This is a genomic window from Amnibacterium setariae, assembly GCF_003581425.1.
In the GTDB taxonomy this organism is placed as follows: domain Bacteria; phylum Actinomycetota; class Actinomycetes; order Actinomycetales; family Microbacteriaceae; genus Amnibacterium; species Amnibacterium setariae.
In genome coordinates this window covers 1,431,003-1,448,559 of sequence record NZ_QXTG01000002.1, presented here as the reverse complement: position 1 = coordinate 1,448,559, position 17,557 = coordinate 1,431,003, and the positions used below count along the sequence as shown (strand labels likewise).

Below are 17,557 nucleotides of genomic sequence, written 5' to 3'. Positions count from 1 at the left end.
TCCGGCATCATGGCCCGGGACGCGAGCGCGCCCGCCGCGGGAGGGAGCAGCCGTGGACATCGTCTCGCTCTGGTACGCCGCGACGCAGACGGTGTGGTCGCGGCTGCTGGTCTCGATCGCGATCGCGGTCATCGCCGCCCTCGTGGTCACCGCCCTGATCGGGTGGATCTTCCGCCTCGTCGCGCGACGCCGGGGCTGGCCGGAGCGCGCCGTCCACCGCCTCCGCTGGCCCTTCCGCTGGCTGCTCATGGCCGTCGGCGTCTGGATCGCGGTCGCCTTCGCGCTCCGCGGGCTGCCGGTGGGGCAGGAGGACGTCGACCACGTCGTCAACCTGCTGTTCAACATTCTGGTGATCGCGCTCGCGGCCTGGTTCGTCGGCGCGCTCGTGTCGCTGGTCGTCGACCTCGTGCTGGCCCGGTACCGCACGGACGTGGCGGACAACCGGGTCGCGCGTCGGGTCCGGACGCAGGTCCTGATCATCCGCCGGGTCGTCTACGTCGTCATCGTGATCGTCGCGTTCGCGTCGTCGCTGCTGCTGTTCCCGGAGGCGCGCGCCGCGGGCACCTCGCTGCTCGCCTCGGCGGGCGTCGTCTCGATCATCGGCGGCCTGGCCGCGCAGTCGACCCTCGGCAACGTGATCGCCGGCATGCAGCTCGCGTTCTCCGGAGCGATCCGCGTGGACGACGTGGTGGTCGCGAACAGCACATGGGGGCGGATCGAGGAGATCACGCTCACCTACGTCGTGCTCCACGTGTGGGACGACCGGCGGCTCGTGCTGCCCTCCACCTACTTCACGACGACGCCGTTCGAGAACTGGACGCGGACCTCCTCCCAGCTCATGCAGTCGGTCGACTTCGACCTCGACTGGCAGGTCGACGTGCAGGCGATGCGGGACGAGCTGCACCGCGTGCTCGCCCGGACGAAGCTCTGGGACGGCCGGGTCGCCGTGCTGCAGGTGACCGACGCGGTCGGCGGCACGATCCACGTGCGGGTGCTCGTCAGCGCGGTCGACGCCGGCACCCTCTTCGACCTGCGCTGCTTCGTGCGCGAGGAGCTGATCCGGTGGCTGCACGAGGAGCAGCCGGCCGCCCTGCCGCGCACCCGCGTGCTGATGACGGAGCCGACGGGCGACGCCGGCCGCGAGCGCCGCATCCGGACCGGCGAGCGCGGCGACCGCGAGCTGTTCGGCGGCTCGAAGGAGGGCGACGCGCGCGGCAAGGACTTCACGGGCCCGGTCCAGGTCCAGCGCCCCCGCTGACCCTGGCTCGCGAGTTGCCGCTTCTTGCGACCTGCGACCCGCTCGTGGTCGCGAGAAGCGGCAAGACCCGGGCGGGTTCCCTCCCTCCCCAGGTCGCTCGGACAGGGGAGGGAGGCCTCCGGACCGCCGCTGTTCCAGTGTGGAGGGGTGACCGCCGAGCCGCTGCCCCAGCACCTCCGACACGCCCCGTTCTCCGTCGAGACCGCCAGGCGGGAGGGGGTGTCGCCATCACGTCTTCGAGCGAAGGACCTCTCCTCGCCGTTCTCCGGCGTCCGGGCGCCCGCGGCACCCGCGTCGATCGCGGACCTCGCGCGCGCCTACCTGCCGAAGATGGCGGAGGGCGAGTTCTTCAGCCATGCGACCGCCGCCCTCCTGCACGGCATGTGGCTGCCGCTGCGTCTCGAGCGGGAGGTCGTGCTGCACGTGTCCGTCCGCAAGCCGCTGCGCGCGCCGCGTGATCGGCGGGTCCGCGGCCACCACGTCATCGATCGCCCTGGTCTGGTGTGGGTGCGGGCCGACCTCCCGCTCGCCAACCCGTGGGAGGCGTGGGCGCAGCTGGCCTGGTTGCTGAGCGAGGACGAGCTCGTCGTCGCAGGGGAGGCGCTGCTCGCCAAGGGAAGGCCTCGCGCTCGGCTGATGCTCGAGCACCTCGTCGAGGTCGCCTCGGATCCGGCGCGGCACTTCCACGCGAAGCTCGCCTCGGCGGCGAGGCGGCTCCGGATCGGGTCCCGCTCGGCCGCGGAGACCCGGTTCCGCCTCTTCCTCGTGCGGAACGGCCTGCCGGAGCCCGAGATCAACGTGCGGATCCACGACCGGCTCGGCCGGTTCATCGCCGAGGTCGACCTCGTCTACCGGCGCGAGCGCGTCGGGGTCGAGTACGAGGGCGACGGGCATCGGGAGAAGCACCGGTTCCGAAAGGACATCACGCGGAAGGAGGCGCTCCAGGACGAGGACTGGCACATCATCCGGGTCACCGAGGACGACGCGAAGGACCATCCCGAGGACACGATCGGCCGGATCCGACGCACGCTCGACCGGAGACGCCCGCCCACGGCATGAGTTGCCGCTTCTCGCGACCCCGACGCAGCCTCAGGTCGCAAGAAGTGGCAACTCGCGAGCAGGGAGCGGGACTACTTGTCCTTCTTGTCCTTCTTCGCCTTCTTCTTCGGGTTGCTCAGCTTCGGGCCCGCGGCCACGCGAGGCGCCGACGGGTCGATCGAGTCCTTGCGGACGGTGCCGAGAGCGACGATGAGGGTGAGCGCCCAGGCGATCCAGGTGAGGTAGGTGCGCCAGTCGGTCGGGTTCTTGCGACCCTGGCGGTACGCCGAGACGCCCGAGAGGACGGACGAGATGATCGCCCCGTTCATGAGGTACTTGCGCAGGGTGCCCATGACCTCGGGAGCCTACTGGGCCCCTCCGGTGCGGCCACTGGGAAGCGCCCGAGCACACCCCGGACGGGGACGCGGGCACTGACCGATCGTGCAGTACGCTGACCGATCGTGCAGGACAGGACTCGGGAGCTGCGCGGCTCCGCGCCGCTTCTCGAGTCCGCGCTGCGCCAGTTCGCGGTCGTCGGCTTCGAGGGCGCCTCGCTGCAGCGCATCGCGGCCGACGCGGGGCTCTCGAAGTCGAGCGTGCTCTACCACTTCGCCAGCAAGGAGGCGCTGCTCGACGCCGCCCTCCGGCCCGCCGTCGAGGACCTCGCGGGCGTGGTCGACGAGATGGCCCGCATCGCCGACGCCGCGCCCCGGCGCGCGTTCCTCGTCCGGTTCGTGGACTACCTGCTCGAGCACCGCCTCGCGATCGCGGTCATCTTCAACCACGGCCAGGCCCTCGCCGGCCACGCCGTGATCGACGAGGCGGACCGCCTCGTCCGCGACCTCGCCGACCGCCTCGCCCCCGGGCAGGGCGGCGAGCGGGAGGTCCTCCGCTTCGGCGTCGCCCTGGCCGGCGCCGCCTTCATGCTCGTCGCCGCGGACCGCTGGGCCCCGGCCCACGTGCCGGACGACGAGCTCCGCGCCGGACTCGTCGACGTGCTCGGCGAGTTCGTGCTCGGCCCCGCCGCGCAACCCGCCTGACCGGTTCCACCCATCCGCGCGACACCGCCGTCGCACCGAACCCACTGATCGAGGACGGCACCCATGACCGCGTTCCTGTTCCGGCTCGGCCGCCTGAGCCACGCCCATCCGTGGCGCGTCCTCGCGGCCTGGTTCGTGATCATCCTGGCCGTCGCGGGCGCCGGGTTCGGCTTCGGCGGCAAGCTCAGCGAGGGCTTCACGATCCCGGGCACGGAGTCGCAGACCGCGCTCGACCGCCTCGACGCCGTGTTCCCGCAGGCCGCCGGTGCGAGCGCGCAGGCCGTGATGGTCGCGCCCGCCGGCAGCCGGGTCGACCAGGGCGACCCGAAGCGCGCGATCACGGACACGATCGACGCGATCGAGAAGATCGACGGCATCGAGACGGTGTCGAGCCCGTTCAGCGAGTACGCCGTGAACGCGGTCTCCGCCGACCACCGCGCCGCGATCGTGTCGATCCAGTTCTCCGGGGGAGAGGGCAGCGTCACGAAGGCGACCCTCGCCGACCTGCAGAAGACGGCCTCCATCGGGAAGGACGCCGGGATGCAGGTCGCGTTCACCGGCCAGGTCTTCCAGAACACCGCCTTCGGCCCCTCCATCACGGAGGTGTTCGGGCTCGCGTTCGCCGCGGTCGTGCTGATCGTCACCTTCGGCTCGCTGCTCGCGGCCGGCATGCCGCTCATCAGCGCGATCATCGGCGTGCTGCTCTCCGTCGCGGGCCTCATGTTCGCCGCGAACTTCACCGACGTCGCCAGCGCGAGCCTGACGCTCGCCCTGATGCTCGGGCTCGCGGTCGGCATCGACTACGGCCTCTTCGTCATCTCCCGCTACCGGGAGCAGCTGGCGCTCGACGTGCCGATCGAGGACGCGCTGCCGAAGGCGGTCGCCACCGCGGGCACCGCCGTGGTGTTCGCGGGGACGACCGTGATCATCGCCCTCGTCGGCCTGCTGATCGTGCAGATCCCGTTCCTCAGCGTGATGGGCGTCGGTGCCGCCTTCGCCGTGTTCCTCGCCGTCTGCGGGTCGACGACCCTGCTGCCCGCCGTGCTGGCCCTCGCCGGGAACCGCCTCGTCCCGAAGGCCGGGTCCCGGGTCCGCACGCGTGCGCTCGCTGCGGCGGAGGGGCGCCCGCGCACCGTCGGCGCGCGCTGGGGCGCGCTCATCGAGAAGGTGCCGGCGCTGTTCCTGGTCGTCGTCGTCGCGATCCTCGGCGTGCTGGCGATCCCGGCCGCGTCGATGCAGCTGAGCCTGCCCACGAACGGCACGGAGGCGCCGGGCTCCGGCCCGCGCGTCGCCTACGACCTCACGACGAAGTACTTCGGCGAGGGCCGCAACGGCCCGCTGGTGCTGCTGATCGACGTCACGCAGAACAACGACTTCATCAACGACCTCGACCGGGTGCGCGACCGGATCGCGGCGCTGCCCGACGTGAAGGCGGTCGGCAAGCCGACCCCGAACGCGACGCTCGACACCGCGATCATGCAGGTGATCCCCGCTTCCGGGCCGACCTCGGACAAGACCATCGCGCTGGTGAACCGCATCCGCGACCTCTCCGCGAGCCTCGACCGGCAGTACGACATGCCGATCTCCGTGACCGGTTCGACGGCGGTCCAGATCGACATCTCGACCCGGCTCGGCAACGCGCTGATCCCGTTCGTGCTGGTCGTCGTCGGGCTGTCGGTGGTGCTGCTGATGGCGGTGTTCCGCTCGCTGGTGGTGCCGCTCAAGGCCGCGGTCGGCTTCCTGCTGTCGCTCGCGGCGAGCATCGGCGCGACCGTCGCCGTGTTCCAGTGGGGCTGGGGCGCCTCCCTGCTCCACGTCGAGCCCGGACCGCTGCTCAGCTTCCTGCCGATCCTCGGCGTCGCGATCCTGTTCGGGCTCTCGATGGACTACGAGGTCTTCATCGTGTCCGGCATGCGCGAGACGTGGGCGCACACCGGCGACTACCGCCAGGCGGTCCGTCGCGGCTTCGCGGGCGGCGTGCGCGTCGTCACCGCGGCGGCCCTGATCATGATCTTCGTCTTCGCGTCCTTCATCCCGGAGGGCTCCGGCACCATCAAGCCGATCGCCTTCACCCTCGCGGTCGGGATCCTGTTCGACGCCTTCCTCATCCGCATGACGCTCGTGCCCGCGGTGATGTTCCTGTTCCGCCGCGCCGCCTGGTACCTGCCGCGGTGGCTCGACCGGCTGCTGCCGACCGTCGACATCGAGGGCGAGGGGATCGTCAAGCACACGGAGGACGTCGCGTGGGCGGACGGCGAGCGCCGCTGGGCGCTCTCCTCCACGGACCTCGTGCCGCCGGCGCCGTTCGAGACCGCGCCGCTCAGCGTGCACGCGGAGCGCGGCACGACCACCGCGATCTCGGTGCCCGCGCTCGCCCGACGCGGCGTCGTCGCGACCCTGACCGGCCACCTCGAGCCGGCCGCCGGTCGCGTGCAGGTCGCGGGCGCCGTCGCGCCGACCGGTGCGCGCGAGCTGCGCCTCGTCGCCGCCCCGGTGATCGACGACGGGTCCGCCGCCGACGCGACGCCCGCCGCGCTCGTGGGGGAGCGGCTCCGCTTCGCGCCGCGTCGCCGCCGCTCGGGCTCGGTCCGTTCCTGGCTGCAGGTGCTGCCGGAGGCGGTCGTCCGCGAGCGCCCGCTCGGCGAGCTGCCGCCGGAGGAGCGCCTCGCGGTGCTCGCCCTGGCCGCCGCCGCGGGCGGCGCCGTGGCCGTCGTCGTCGACGCCGGCGACCTCGGGCCCGAGGCGCTGGACCGCCTCGGCGCCCTCCTCGACCTCGTCGCCGACGGCGAACGCACCGCCGTCGTCGTCACCTCGCCGCCCGACCGCGCCGCCACTCGGCTCGGCGCCGCCCCGACCCGCAGGGAGGTCTCCGCATGATCGGCCGCATCCTCCGAGCGCCGCTGACCCGGCTCCTCATCGTCGCGATCGTGCCCGCGGTGGTGCTCGGCGTCTTCGTCGCCGCGCTCGCCGCGGCCGACAACGGCACCGCCCGCATCCCCGCTGCCCTGGTGAACCAGGACCAGCTCATCCAGACCAAGGGCGCGGACGGGAAGACCAGCACCGTCGCCGCCGGCCGCCTCGTCGTGACGGGGCTCACGAAGCCCGCGTCCTCGGACGCCGGCGCCTCCATCGACTGGACGTTGACGAACGCGAAGGACGCGAAGCGGATGCTCGCCGACGGCGACGTCTACGCGATCGTCACCATCCCGAAGACGTTCTCGAAGTCCATCTCCTCGGTCTCCGGCAGCTCGCCGAAGCAGGCGGATATCCGCATCACGACGGACGACGCGCACGGCACGCTCGTCAGCCAGATCGGCGGCGTCGTCGGCGACACGATCGCGTCCACGGTCGGCGGCCAGATCACGACCAGCGTCGTGTCGGGCCTCTACGGCGGCTACGCGACCGTCCGCAGCTCCCTGCTGCAGGCGGCCGACGGCGCGAACAAGCTCGGCGACGGCGCGGACTCCCTCTCCTCCGGCCTCGGGAAGGCCGCGGACGGCGGCGACCAGCTGACCACCGGCGCGAGCTCCCTCGGGAACGGCGCCCGGCAGCTCGGCTCGGGCGCGAGCTCCCTCGCCACCGGCCTCGGCACCGCCGCGTCCGGCGCGCAGGGCGCCGCGAACGGCGCGAAGCGCCTCGCCTCCGGCGTGGACCAGTACACCGACGGCGTCTCCACCTACACGGGGAAGGTCTCGGAGTACGCCGACGGTGTCACGAAGTTCGCGAACGGCGCCCGCGACTACGGCACCGGGGCATCGACCTACGCCTCGGGCACCACGCAGGCGCTCGGCGCGATCATCTCCGGCTCGGCGACCGCCGCCGGCGCGCAGTCGCAGCTCGCCGACGGCAGCCGCAGCGCCGCGGACGGCATCCGCAGCGTCCTCCAGGACCCGACGATCTCCGCGCAGAGCCGGGCCGCGCTCACGCAGATCGCCGAGGGGCTCGACACCGCCGCGACCGGGCAGGCCGCCCTCGCTGCCGGCTCGCAGCAGACCGCGACCAGCAAGGACCTCGCGGCGCTGCGCGACGCGGGCCCGCAGCTCGCCGAGGGCGGCACCGCGCTCGCGAAGGGCGCGAAGCCGCTCGCCGCGGCGGGCCCGGCGATCACCGCGGGCGGGAAGCAGCTCGCCTCCGGCGGCGGCGCCCTCGACAGCGGCACGTCGAGCCTCGCGTCCGGCCTCGCGCAGCTGCCGGGCGGCATCTCGTCCGCAGCGGCCGGCGCAGGGAAGCTCGCCTCCGGCGCGGACCAGCTCGGTTCGGGCGCCGACCGGCTCTCGACCGGTGCGGCGCAGCTCACCGACGGCGTGCGGCAGAGCGCGGACGGCGCGGGGCAGCTCGCGTCGGGCGCGAACAGGATCGGCTCCGGGCTGCAGAGCGGCGCGAAGCAGGTCCCGAACCTCTCGAAGGCCGAGCAGGAGCGGGCCGGCAAGGTCATCGCGAACCCGGTCGACGCCTCCGCCACCCGCGAGAACCCGCTCTCCGGCCCCGGCCAGATCGTGTCGACGCTCATCGTGCCGGTCGGCCTCTGGATCGGCGCGGCCGCGCTGGTGCTGCTGTTCGGCGCGGTCTCCCGCCGGCTCCTCGCGACCGGCGTCGGCACCGGCCGCCTCGTGGGCGGCGCCCTGCTCCGCGGGGTCGTCGTCGCCGTCGTGCAGGCCGTGCTGATCGTCGTGCTGCTCGCCGCGACGCTCGGCGTCACCTGGTCGGCGCTGCCCGTCCTGTTCCTCGTCGCCCTGGTCGCCGGCGTCGCGTTCCTCGCGATCCACCAGCTGCTGCAGGCCGTGTTCGGCAGCGCGGGCACGGTCCTGTCGATCGTGCTCCTCGGCGTCCAGCTCGTGGCGGTCGGCGGCATCTACCCGATCGAGCTCGTCTCGCAGCCGTTCCAGGTGATCAGCCCGCTGCTGCCGCTCACGCAGGCGGTGAACGCGACGACGGCGGTGCTGACCGGCGCGTCCGCGGGCACGGTCGCGACCGCGCTGCTCGGCCTCGTGCTGTGGGCGGTGCTCGCGTTCGTGCTGACGGTCGCGGTCGTCGCGCGCCGGCGCACCTCCACCGCGCTGTTCGGCGCGACGCCCGCCCTCACCTGAACCCGCCTCCCTCCGTTCCGTCGGCAGGTCCTGCCTGCGGAACGGAGGGACGGGTCGCACGGAGGCGGGGTTCCTACGATCGGCGGGTGACCCGCGTCCACACGAAGCGCCGACCGGACGCCCCCGACGGGTTCTTCGAGGCGGAGGCGGCGGGGCTGCGCTGGCTCGCAGCCGCGGGCGGCGCCCGCGTCGTCGCCGTGCTGGCGGTGGAGCCCGGTCGCATCGACCTCGAGGCGCTCGACCAGGACCGGCCGAGCGCCCGGCACGCGCGCGCCTTCGGGGCGGCGCTCGCCGCGACGCACGACGCCGGCGCGGCCGCGTTCGGGGTGCCGCCCGACGACTGGGACGGCCCGACCTTCATCGGGAACCAGCCGCTCAGCACCCGACGGGCGGGCTGGCCGACCTGGGGCGCGTTCTACGGCGCCGAGCGGGTGCTGCCGTACGCCCGGCGGGCCGCGGAGCGCGGGCACATCGGCGGCGCCGACCTCCGGCTCGTGGAGGAGGCCTGCGACCGCCTCGCCGCCGGCGACCTCGACGACGGCGAGCCGCCCGCCCGCATCCACGGCGACCTCTGGAACGGCAACGTGCAGTGGACCGCGGAGGGCGCGGTGCTGATCGACCCCGCCGCCTCCGGCGGCCACCGCGAGACGGACCTGGCGATGCTCGCGCTGTTCGGCTGCCCGTTCCTCGGCGAGGTCTACCGCGGCTACGACGAGGCGCACCCGCTGCGCGACGGCTGGCGCGACCGGCTCGAGCTGCACCAGCTGCATCCGCTCGCGGTGCACGCCGCGAGCCACGGCGCCGCCTACGCCGCGCCGCTCGTCTCGGCCGCGAGGAGCGCGCTCGACCTGCCATCAGCGGCCGCCGGGTAGCCTGGGCCCGCCATGGCGGACATCGAGGACGAGCGCTTCGACTTCGTGGTCGTCGCGAACCGGCTGCCGGTCGACCGGATCACGACCCACGACGGATCGCCCTCCTGGAAGACCTCGCCCGGCGGCCTCGTGACGGCGCTCGAGCCCGTGATGCGCGCCAACGACGGCGCCTGGATCGGCTGGACGGGCACCGCGGACGACGACCAGGACGCCTTCGAGACCGGCGGCCTGCACCTCGTGCCCGTGCGCCTGTCCGCGAGCGAGATCGAGCTCTACTACGAGGGCTTCTCGAACGACACGATCTGGCCGCTCTACCACGACGTGATCGCGCAGCCGACGTACAGCCGCCGCTTCTGGGAGGCCTACGTCGAGGTGAACCGGAAGTTCGCGGAGGCCGCCGCCGCCATCGCCGCGGACGCCGGCACGGTGTGGGTGCAGGACTACCAGCTGCAGCTCGTCCCGCGGATGCTGCGCGAGCTGCGACCCGACCTCGTGATCGGGTTCTTCAACCACATCCCGTTCCCCGCCTACGGCCTCTTCTCGCAGCTGCCATGGCGGCGCGAGATCGTGGAGGGGCTGCTCGGGGCCGACCTCATCGGCTTCCAGCGGCGGGCGGACGCGGGCAACTTCCTCCGCGCGGTCCGTCGCCTCTTCCACGTGCCGACCGGGCACGGCCGCGTCGAGCTGCCGGCCGCGGGGGAGGGGCGGTGGCCGAACTCGATGTCGGACCAGCCCCGCACCGTGGTCGCCCGCCACTTCCCGATCTCGATCGACGCGCGCTCCTACGTCGAGCTCGTCGAGCGGCAGGACGTCCGCGACCGGGCGGCGCAGATCCGGCACGACCTCGGCAACCCGTCGACGATCATGCTCGGCGTCGACCGGCTCGACTACACGAAGGGCATCCGGCACCGGTTCGCGGCCTACGCCGAGCTGCTCGCGGAGGGGAAGCTCGACGTCGACGACACGGTGCTCGTGCAGATCGCGAGCCCGAGCCGCGAGCGCGTCGAGACCTACAAGGCCCTGCGGGACGAGATCGAGCTGACCGTCGGCCGCGTCAACGGCGAGTACGGCACGATCGCGCACTCCGCCATCAACTACCTCCATCACGGCTACCCGCGGGAGGAGATGGTCGCGCTGTTCCTCGCTGCTGACGTGATGCTCGTCACCGCGCTCCGCGACGGGATGAACCTGGTGGCGAAGGAGTACGTCGCGACCCGCGCCGACGACGACGGCGTGCTCGTGCTGAGCGAGTTCGCGGGCGCCGCGGACGAGCTGAAGCAGGCGCTGCTCGTGAACCCGCACGACATCGAGGGGCTGAAGCGCGCGATGCTCACGGCGGTCCACATGTCGCGGCAGGAGCGCCGGACGCGGATGCGCGCGCTCCGGCACCGGGTGCTCACCCACGACGTAGAGCGCTGGTCGAAGGACTTCCTCGACGCGCTCGCCCAGCTCCGGCCGACCGAGTCGGCCAAGGCCGCCGCGGCGGCGGAGTGATGGCGCAGGGCGACCGGCCCGCGACGTCGGGCGGCGGCCTGCGCCGCGGGCTCCGCGACGCGCTCGCGACGCTCGCCGGCACGCCGCGCCTGCTCGTCGCGCTCGACTTCGACGGCACCCTGGCCCCGGAGGTCGACGACCCGGAGAAGGCGCGGGCGACCCCGGAGGCGCGCGCCGCGGTCGAGCGGCTGATCGCGCTGCCCGCCACGCGCGTCGCGCTCGTCTCCGGCCGCTCCCTCGACGACCTCGAGAAGGTCGCGTCGTTCGACGACCGCGTGCTCCTCGTCGGCTCGCACGGCATCGAGCTGCGGCTCGACGAGCCCGACGACGTGCTCGCGCTCGACGAGGACGAGCGGGAGCAGCTGGGCGTGCTCGGGCAGGTGCTCGACCAGATCGCGGGCACGCTCGACTCCGTCTGGATCGAGCCGAAGCCCGCCGGGTTCGCGCTCCACACCCGGCTGGCGACCGAGCGGCACAGCCGGGTCGCGCACCTGGTCGCGATCAACGAGCTGAAGGCGGAGGCGCCGGAGGCGAAGGTGCGGCTCGGCAAGAACGTGATCGAGTTCTCGGTCCGCTCGACGACGAAGGGCGAGGCGGTCGAGCACCTGCGCCGCTACACCCGCGCCACCGCCGTGTTCTACGCGGGCGACGACGTGACGGACGAGGACGCGTTCGTCGCGCTCACCGCCGACGACCTCGGCCTGAAGAGCGGCGACGGCGCGACGGCCGCGGACCACCGGGTGGAGGGTCCTGCGCAGGTCGCGAGCGTGCTCTCCGCCCTCGCCTCCCTCCGCGCGGCCGCGCTCGAGGACTCCCCGCACACGAACTGATCGCGGGTCCTCTCGCAGCTGCGCGCCGCAGTCGCAGTTGCCCACGAGCGCTCGCGCGCAACTGCGACGGGAGCGCTCAGTACGGTCACGCCCGGCGCAGCCGGGGCCGGGCGTCGCGCGCCGCCGCAGCGTAGTCCGCGATCGTGGCTCGCGGCGAGGCGGGCTGCACGCCGAAGCGGGCGAGCTTCTCCCGCAGCAGGAGCGCGTTCGTCGCCTCCGGCCAGCCCCAGCGGGCGAGACCGGCGACGAGGGGCAGCACCCGGTCCTCGCGGAGCTTCTCGCGCACGACCGCCCGGCCGGCGCCGAGCGGCGCCAGCGCGGGGTCGAGGTACTTCTGCAGCCCGTCCGCCTCGCCGCCCACCCGGAACCGGCGGAACAGGAAGTCGAGCACCGCCACGAAGCCGCGGTCGTCCCGGAGCTCCACCTGCAGCTCGGCGGCTCGTAACCCGTGCGGATCAGGTTCGACCGGCTCATCGACTCCGCCGCGGACTCGGCGCCCGGGTGCGCGACCGCGATCACCGTCGCGATCCGGCGACTCGACTGACGCGGGCCGGCGAGGTCGACCGCCTGCTCGAGCACGGCCCTCGGGACGCCGCGGAGCAGCGCTGCGTCCGCCGCCATCAGGCCCTCGCCGAAGGGCGATCCGCCGGCCAGGTCGATGACGGTCCGCGGAAGGGAGGTCGCCCAGATCGGGCCGATCCGCACGACCTCGTCCGCGACGACGGTGAACACGTGCCCCGCGATGCCGTCGTGACCCCGGTCGGCCGCGCGGGGCGAGGTGGTGTGCACGCGGCCGAGCCGCGAGCGGAGCACCGGGAGGCCGTGCAGGACCGCTGCGGAGGCGTGCGAGAACACCATCGGATGCGAGGTCGACGCGGCGACCGCACGCATCCGCGCGAGATGGCGCTCCTCCGGCGACAGCATCTCGAAGCCGGCGCGCGGCGCGCAGACGCCGCGGCGCAGCCGGACGAGCACGGCCCGCTCGACGTCGCGCGTGATCGCACCGCGCTCACCGCTCGTGTGCGAGCCGTCCCGCACGACGACGAGCTCGAGATCCCAGACGGACACGGCGGGGAGGATGGCGCAGGACCGCGACAGCCGCAGCCCTGGCCCCTGGGGAGGAGCATCCGCGTCGGGGCAGGTCACCGCATCGGACGCGGACCTGCGCGTCGCAGTCGCAGTTGCGCGCGAGCGCTCGAGGGCGATCGCGACTGGGACGCGCAATTCCCTGGCGGCGTCAGCGGCGCCGGAGGTAGGCCACCAGCCGGGCGATGCGGGTCGCGACGAAGGTCGCGGCGCCGATGCCGAGCACCACCGCGGCGACGACGAGGAACGTCACGCCGACCACCACCGCTCGACGTCGGGCAGCAGCGCCTCCAGGGTCGGTCCGCGGAAGGTGGGCGCGCCCTCGCCGCGGCCGAAGCGGTCGACGAACGCCGTCGCCGCACCGATCGCGGCGGCCGGCTCGAGGTCGTTCCGCCACACGTCGCCGACCGACAGCAGGCGGGCCGGCGCCAGGCCGTCCGCCGCGAGCAGGCGCTCGAGCACGGCGGCCATGCCCGCGGGCTTGCCGGCGTCGCCGATCAGGCCGTCGAGCAGCCCGGTGAGCCCGAGGCGCTCGAGGGTCGGCTCGATCCCGTCGACCGGCGCGTTCGTGACGAGCACGCAGCGCACGTCCGCAGGGCGCCGCGCGAGCGCGTCCGCCAGGCCGGCGGGCGCGGTCACCGCGGCGGTGCCGTCGTGCAGGGCGGCCCGGCTGGCGGCGTACGCCTGGGCGCGGACGGCCTCCGCGACGTCGTGCGCCGCGGCCCAGTCCGCGACGAGCGCGTAGCCGTCGCGGAAGCCCTCGCCGGTCCGCACCCAGCTCGCGAACGCCTCGTCCGCCCCGTCCCCGGCGACGCCGCGGAAGTACGCGAGCACGGGCTCGTCGCCGACGGCGACCGTGCCGTCGAAGTCGAGCACGACGATCCGGCGGGCGGAGAGAGCGGTGCCGGCGCGCATCGAGCACACGGTACCCGGCAGTACCACCCCGCCCGCACGACGATGCGTGCACCGCGGGCGCGGCGCCGCTGCCCGATCGTGACGCCCCCGAAACGTGGGGGAAACGCGCGCTGGCTACCGTCCTGCTCGACACAGCACCCGGCCCCCACCAAGAGCGAGGACCCCGCATGCCCGGACAGACCATCCCCTCCGCCTTCGACCGCCGCTCCTTCCTCCGCATGGGCGGCGTCGGTGCGGGCCTGCTCGGCAGCGGTCTGCTGCTCGCCGCCTGCTCCGGCGGGGGCGACAGCGCGGGCACCGCCGCGAGCGGCTCCAGCGGCGCCAAGCAGGACTTCGGCAAGATCGCCGTCCAGCTGTCCTGGATCAAGAACATCGAGTTCGCGGGCGAGTTCCACGCGACCGAGAACGGCTACTACAAGGACGCCGGCTTCAGCGACGTCGAGCTCCTCGCGGGCGGCTCCGGCAGCACCACCGCCGAGGAGATCATCATCTCCGGCAAGGCCCTCGTCGGCCTCTCCGCCCCGATCGCGACCGCGCCGTCGATCATCAAGGGCGCCCCGCTCAAGATCATCGGCACGACGTACCAGAAGAACCCGTTCTGCCTCATGTCGCTCGAGGACGGCACCCCGATCCGCACGGTCGCCGACCTCAAGGGCAAGAAGCTCGGCGTCCAGGCCGGCGCGAACAACACGATCATCGACGGCTTCCTCAAGGCCAACGGCATCGCGAAGAGCGACGTCACCATCGTCACCACCGGCTTCGACATCGCCCCGCTGATCTCCGGCAAGTACGACGCGCACATGTCGTACATCACCAACGAGCCGATCCTCGCGGCCGCCGAGGGGAAGAAGCCCGTCGTGCTCGGCTTCGCCGACAACGGCCTGCCGTTCGTCGCCGAGACCTTCACGGTGCTGCAGGACACGATCGAGCAGAAGCGCGACCTGCTGAAGGCGCTCCTCAAGGCCGAGATCCAGGGCTGGACCGACGCGGTCAAGGACCCGGACAAGTCCGCCGAGCTCGCCGTCACCAAGTACGGCAAGAAGGCGAACTTCGGCAAGGACCTCGACCTCGACGAGCAGACGAAGGAGGCGGTGGCGCAGAACACCCTCATCGTCACGGCCGACGTCACCGCCAACGGCCTGTTCACGATGACGCAGGCGCTCATCGACGAGAACATCAAGTCGCTCGCCGCGATGGGCTACTCCATCAAGGCCGAGCAGCTGTTCGACCTGAGCCTCCTCGAGGAGGTCTACAAGGAGAACCCGGACCTGAAGGTCAGCCTCCCGGTCCCGTCGGCGAGCTCCAGCGCCAGCTGAGCCGCTCGGCACCATCGAACGAGCGCACGAGGGAGAAGGTCCCATGACGGACATCGTGACGAGCACCGCGGTCGCGACGTCGGACCCGGTGGCGAACCCGGAGCTCGCCTCCGGCATCAACATCCAGGGGCTGACGAAGACCTTCTCCCTCGGGCGCAAGTCCGTGCAGGCGCTGTCGCAGGTCGACCTCGGCACGAAGAAGGACTCGTTCCTGTCCCTCCTCGGCCCGTCCGGCTGCGGCAAGTCGACGATCCTGCGCATCCTCGCGGGGCTCGAGACCCCGACGACCGGCACGGTCGGCGTGAACGGCCGGACGGCCGCGGAGATCCAGCGCGACCACTCCATCGGCATCGCGTTCCAGGACTCGGCGCTGCTGCCGTGGCGGACCGTCGAGAAGAACATCCGGCTGCCGCTCGAGGTCGCGGGCCTGAAAGCGGACGACGCGCTCGTCGAGGGCCTGATCGACCTCGTCGGCCTCCGCGGGTTCGAGAAGGCGAAGCCGGCGCAGCTCTCCGGCGGCATGCGGCAGCGCGTCTCCATCGCCCGCTGCCTCGTCGTGCAGCCGAGCATCATGCTGCTCGACGAGCCGTTCGGCGCGCTCGACGACATGACCCGGCAGCGGATGAACGTCGAGCTGCTGCGCATCTGGACCGAGCGTCCCGCGACGACGCTCATGGTCACCCACGGCATCAGCGAGGCCGTGTTCCTCTCCGACGTCGTCGCGGTCATGAGCGCGCGGCCCGGCCGGATCGCGGAGGTCGTGCAGATCGACCTGCCGCGCCCGCGCGTGCCCGAGCTGATGCGCACGCCCGAGTTCCACGACTACGTCGACCGGCTCTCCGAGATCCTCTTCGGCGGCAAGGGCGAGCCGGATGAGTGAGCCGCTCACCGAGGTCGCGCCGAGCGTCGTGCTCGGCACGCCGGCCGGTGCGCGCCCCTCCCGCGGCCTGAGGTCGCTCGCCGCGATGCCGCCGTGGGTCGGCGGCATCATCGGCGTCGTCCTGATCGTCGTGCTGTGGGCCGTCGTGGCCGTGTCGCCGTTCGGGCGCGACGGCGCCATCCCGACGCCGCTCGACGTGCTGCAGCTGTTCGGCCGCGCGGTCGGCGATCCGTCCTACTGGGAGGCGATCGGCGTCACCAGCCTCGCGGCGGGCGAGGGCTACCTGATCGGCAACGGCGTCGCGCTCGTGCTCGCGCTGATCGTGCTGCTCGTGCCGAGGTCGGAGGGGCTCGCGACGCAGCTCGCGGTCGTCACCTCCTGCCTCCCGCTCACCGCGATCGGCCCGCTCGTCGCCATCATGTCGCAGGCCGGCTCCCGCACCACGAGCGTGTTCCTCGCCGCGCTGAGCGTCGTCTTCACGACGGTGATCGGCTCGATCCTCGGCCTCAAGTCCGCGAACACCACGCAGCTCGACGTCGTGCGCGCCTACGGCGGAAGCCGCCTCACCGAGATCCGGAAGGTGCGCCTCATCGCGGCGCTCCCGAGCCTGCTCGCGGCCCTGAAGATCGCCGCGCCCGCCGCCTTCCTCGGCGCGGTGCTCGGCGAGTACTTCGCGGTCGGCCTCGACTCCGGCATCGGCGTGCTGCTGCTGAACGCGCAGTTCTACAACGACGCGACGCGGGTCTGGGTGCTCGCGATCACGTCGGGCGCCGTCGCCGGCGCCGCCTACTTCCTCATCGACCGCATCGGCCGCCTGCTGACCCCGTGGTCCGCGGGCGACCGGACCAGGAAGGCCGCGTTCTGATGACCGCCACCGCGACCGCCGTCCGCGGCCCCGTCGTCTCCGCCTCCGCGCGGGCCGCCGTCGCCTACACGGCCCGCCGCACCGGCGTGACCGTCGGCACGGTCCTGATCTCCCTCGTCGTGCTGCTCGCGCTGTGGCAGCTCGCGGTGAGCACGACGAACATCTCCTCCTTCATCGCGAAGGGGCCGCTCGACGTCCTGCGCTACTTCACGGAGGACGGCGACGGCGGCACGGCCGCCGGGCACCGCGCGAAGCTGTTCGCGCTGCTCGGCGTCACGCTGCAGGACGCGTCCATCGGCTTCCTCGTCGGCGTGCCGCTGTCGGTGCTCGTGTCCATCGCGTTCACGATGTTCCGGCCGGTCGAGTTCATGTTCATGCCGGTCGCGATGCTGCTGCGCACGGTGCCGCTGCTCGCGATGGCGCCGGTCATCTACATCGTGTTCGGCAACGGCGCGGTCACCGCGGCGCTCATCGGCACGGTCGTCGTGTTCTTCCCCCTGCTCGTCAACGTGACGGTCGGGCTCCGCTCGGTCGGGCAGCAGTCCGTCGACCTGGTCCGCGTGTACGGCGGCAGCCGGCTGACCGTGCTGCGCAAGGTCGCGATCCCGACCGCGCTGCCGCACTTCTTCGCGTCCATGCGCATCGCGGTCCCGGGCGCGATCACCGGCGCGATGCTCTACGAGTACCTGTTCACCACGACCGGGCTCGGCGCGACGATCACGCAGGCGAAGGCGGCGTTCGACTACCAGCTGATCTGGGCGTCGACCGTGTTCGTGACCGTGGTCTCGGTGGTGCTGTACACGATCACCGCGATCATCGAGGCCGCGGTACTGTCGGAGTGGGGTCCGGACGCCGGCCGCTCCGCGGGTCGCTGAC

The 17,557-nt window shown here is 73.0% G+C and carries 15 protein-coding genes; 12 read left to right on the top strand and 3 right to left on the bottom strand.

Features of this window, described 5'->3' with window-relative positions:
• Nucleotides 1-52 precede the first annotated feature (52 nt).
• Nucleotides 53-1,258: a mechanosensitive ion channel family protein gene (locus D1781_RS15120; RefSeq protein WP_233551390.1), complete on the top strand. Its 1,206-nt coding sequence runs from the start codon at nt 53-55 to the stop codon at nt 1,256-1,258.
• A gap of 147 nt (nt 1,259-1,405) precedes the next feature.
• Nucleotides 1,406-2,317 carry a DUF559 domain-containing protein gene (locus tag D1781_RS15115; protein WP_119483029.1) on the top strand — a complete coding sequence of 304 codons (912 nt, stop codon included), beginning with the start codon at nt 1,406-1,408 and terminating at the stop codon, nt 2,315-2,317.
• A 71-nt stretch (nt 2,318-2,388) separates the two neighbouring features.
• Here D1781_RS15115 and D1781_RS15110 read toward each other — a convergent pair whose 3' ends face one another.
• Nucleotides 2,389-2,649, bottom strand: a complete 261-nt coding sequence (locus D1781_RS15110) for a hypothetical protein (RefSeq protein ID WP_119483028.1) — start codon at nt 2,647-2,649, stop codon at nt 2,389-2,391.
• Between the two features lie 108 nt (nt 2,650-2,757).
• Between D1781_RS15110 and D1781_RS15105 the strand changes: the two genes are divergently transcribed.
• The 6 genes from D1781_RS15105 (at nt 2,758) to otsB (ending at nt 11,619) form a co-directional block, all read left to right on the top strand.
• Nucleotides 2,758-3,336, top strand: a complete 579-nt coding sequence (locus D1781_RS15105; protein ID WP_233551388.1) for a TetR/AcrR family transcriptional regulator — start codon at nt 2,758-2,760, stop codon at nt 3,334-3,336.
• A gap of 63 nt (nt 3,337-3,399) precedes the next feature.
• Nucleotides 3,400-6,213: an MMPL family transporter gene (locus D1781_RS15100; protein ID WP_119483027.1), complete on the top strand. Its 2,814-nt coding sequence runs from the start codon at nt 3,400-3,402 to the stop codon at nt 6,211-6,213.
• On the top strand, nt 6,210-8,423 hold the full coding sequence (locus tag D1781_RS15095; protein WP_119483026.1) for a YhgE/Pip domain-containing protein: 2,214 nt from the start codon (nt 6,210-6,212) through the stop codon (nt 8,421-8,423). The genes D1781_RS15100 and D1781_RS15095 overlap by 4 nt, the downstream gene beginning before the upstream one ends.
• Nucleotides 8,424-8,509: 86 nt before the next feature.
• Entirely contained in the window at nt 8,510-9,295 is a 786-nt protein-coding gene (locus D1781_RS15090) for a fructosamine kinase family protein (RefSeq protein WP_119483025.1), read from the top strand.
• Between the two features lie 12 nt (nt 9,296-9,307).
• Entirely contained in the window at nt 9,308-10,789 is a 1,482-nt protein-coding gene (locus tag D1781_RS15085) for an alpha,alpha-trehalose-phosphate synthase (UDP-forming) (RefSeq protein WP_119483024.1), read from the top strand.
• Entirely contained in the window at nt 10,789-11,619 is an 831-nt protein-coding gene (gene otsB / locus D1781_RS15080; RefSeq protein WP_119483023.1) for a trehalose-phosphatase, read from the top strand. The genes D1781_RS15085 and otsB overlap by 1 nt, the downstream gene beginning before the upstream one ends.
• Nucleotides 11,620-11,704: 85 nt before the next feature.
• Here otsB and D1781_RS15075 read toward each other — a convergent pair whose 3' ends face one another.
• Nucleotides 11,705-12,043 (bottom strand): hypothetical protein, encoded by a 339-nt coding sequence (locus tag D1781_RS15075; protein ID WP_119483022.1) that lies wholly within the window; start codon nt 12,041-12,043, stop codon nt 11,705-11,707.
• Nucleotides 12,044-12,954: 911 nt separating this feature from the next.
• Nucleotides 12,955-13,620 (bottom strand): haloacid dehalogenase-like hydrolase, encoded by a 666-nt coding sequence (locus tag D1781_RS15070; protein ID WP_119483021.1) that lies wholly within the window; start codon nt 13,618-13,620, stop codon nt 12,955-12,957.
• 167 nt (nt 13,621-13,787) lie between these two features.
• On the opposite strand from D1781_RS15070, the gene D1781_RS15065 reads away from it, so the two are divergent.
• The 4 genes from D1781_RS15065 to D1781_RS15050 are packed head-to-tail and all read left to right on the top strand — an operon-like array spanning nt 13,788 to nt 17,556.
• On the top strand, nt 13,788-14,936 hold the full coding sequence (locus D1781_RS15065) for an ABC transporter substrate-binding protein (RefSeq protein ID WP_119483020.1): 1,149 nt from the start codon (nt 13,788-13,790) through the stop codon (nt 14,934-14,936).
• Between the two features lie 43 nt (nt 14,937-14,979).
• Entirely contained in the window at nt 14,980-15,816 is an 837-nt protein-coding gene (locus D1781_RS15060) for an ABC transporter ATP-binding protein (protein ID WP_119483019.1), read from the top strand.
• Entirely contained in the window at nt 15,809-16,681 is an 873-nt protein-coding gene (locus D1781_RS15055; protein ID WP_233551386.1) for an ABC transporter permease, read from the top strand. Before D1781_RS15060 ends, D1781_RS15055 begins: the two co-directional genes overlap by 8 nt.
• Nucleotides 16,681-17,556: an ABC transporter permease gene (locus D1781_RS15050; protein ID WP_119483018.1), complete on the top strand. Its 876-nt coding sequence runs from the start codon at nt 16,681-16,683 to the stop codon at nt 17,554-17,556. The genes D1781_RS15055 and D1781_RS15050 overlap by 1 nt, the downstream gene beginning before the upstream one ends.
• Nucleotide 17,557 lies beyond the last annotated feature (1 nt).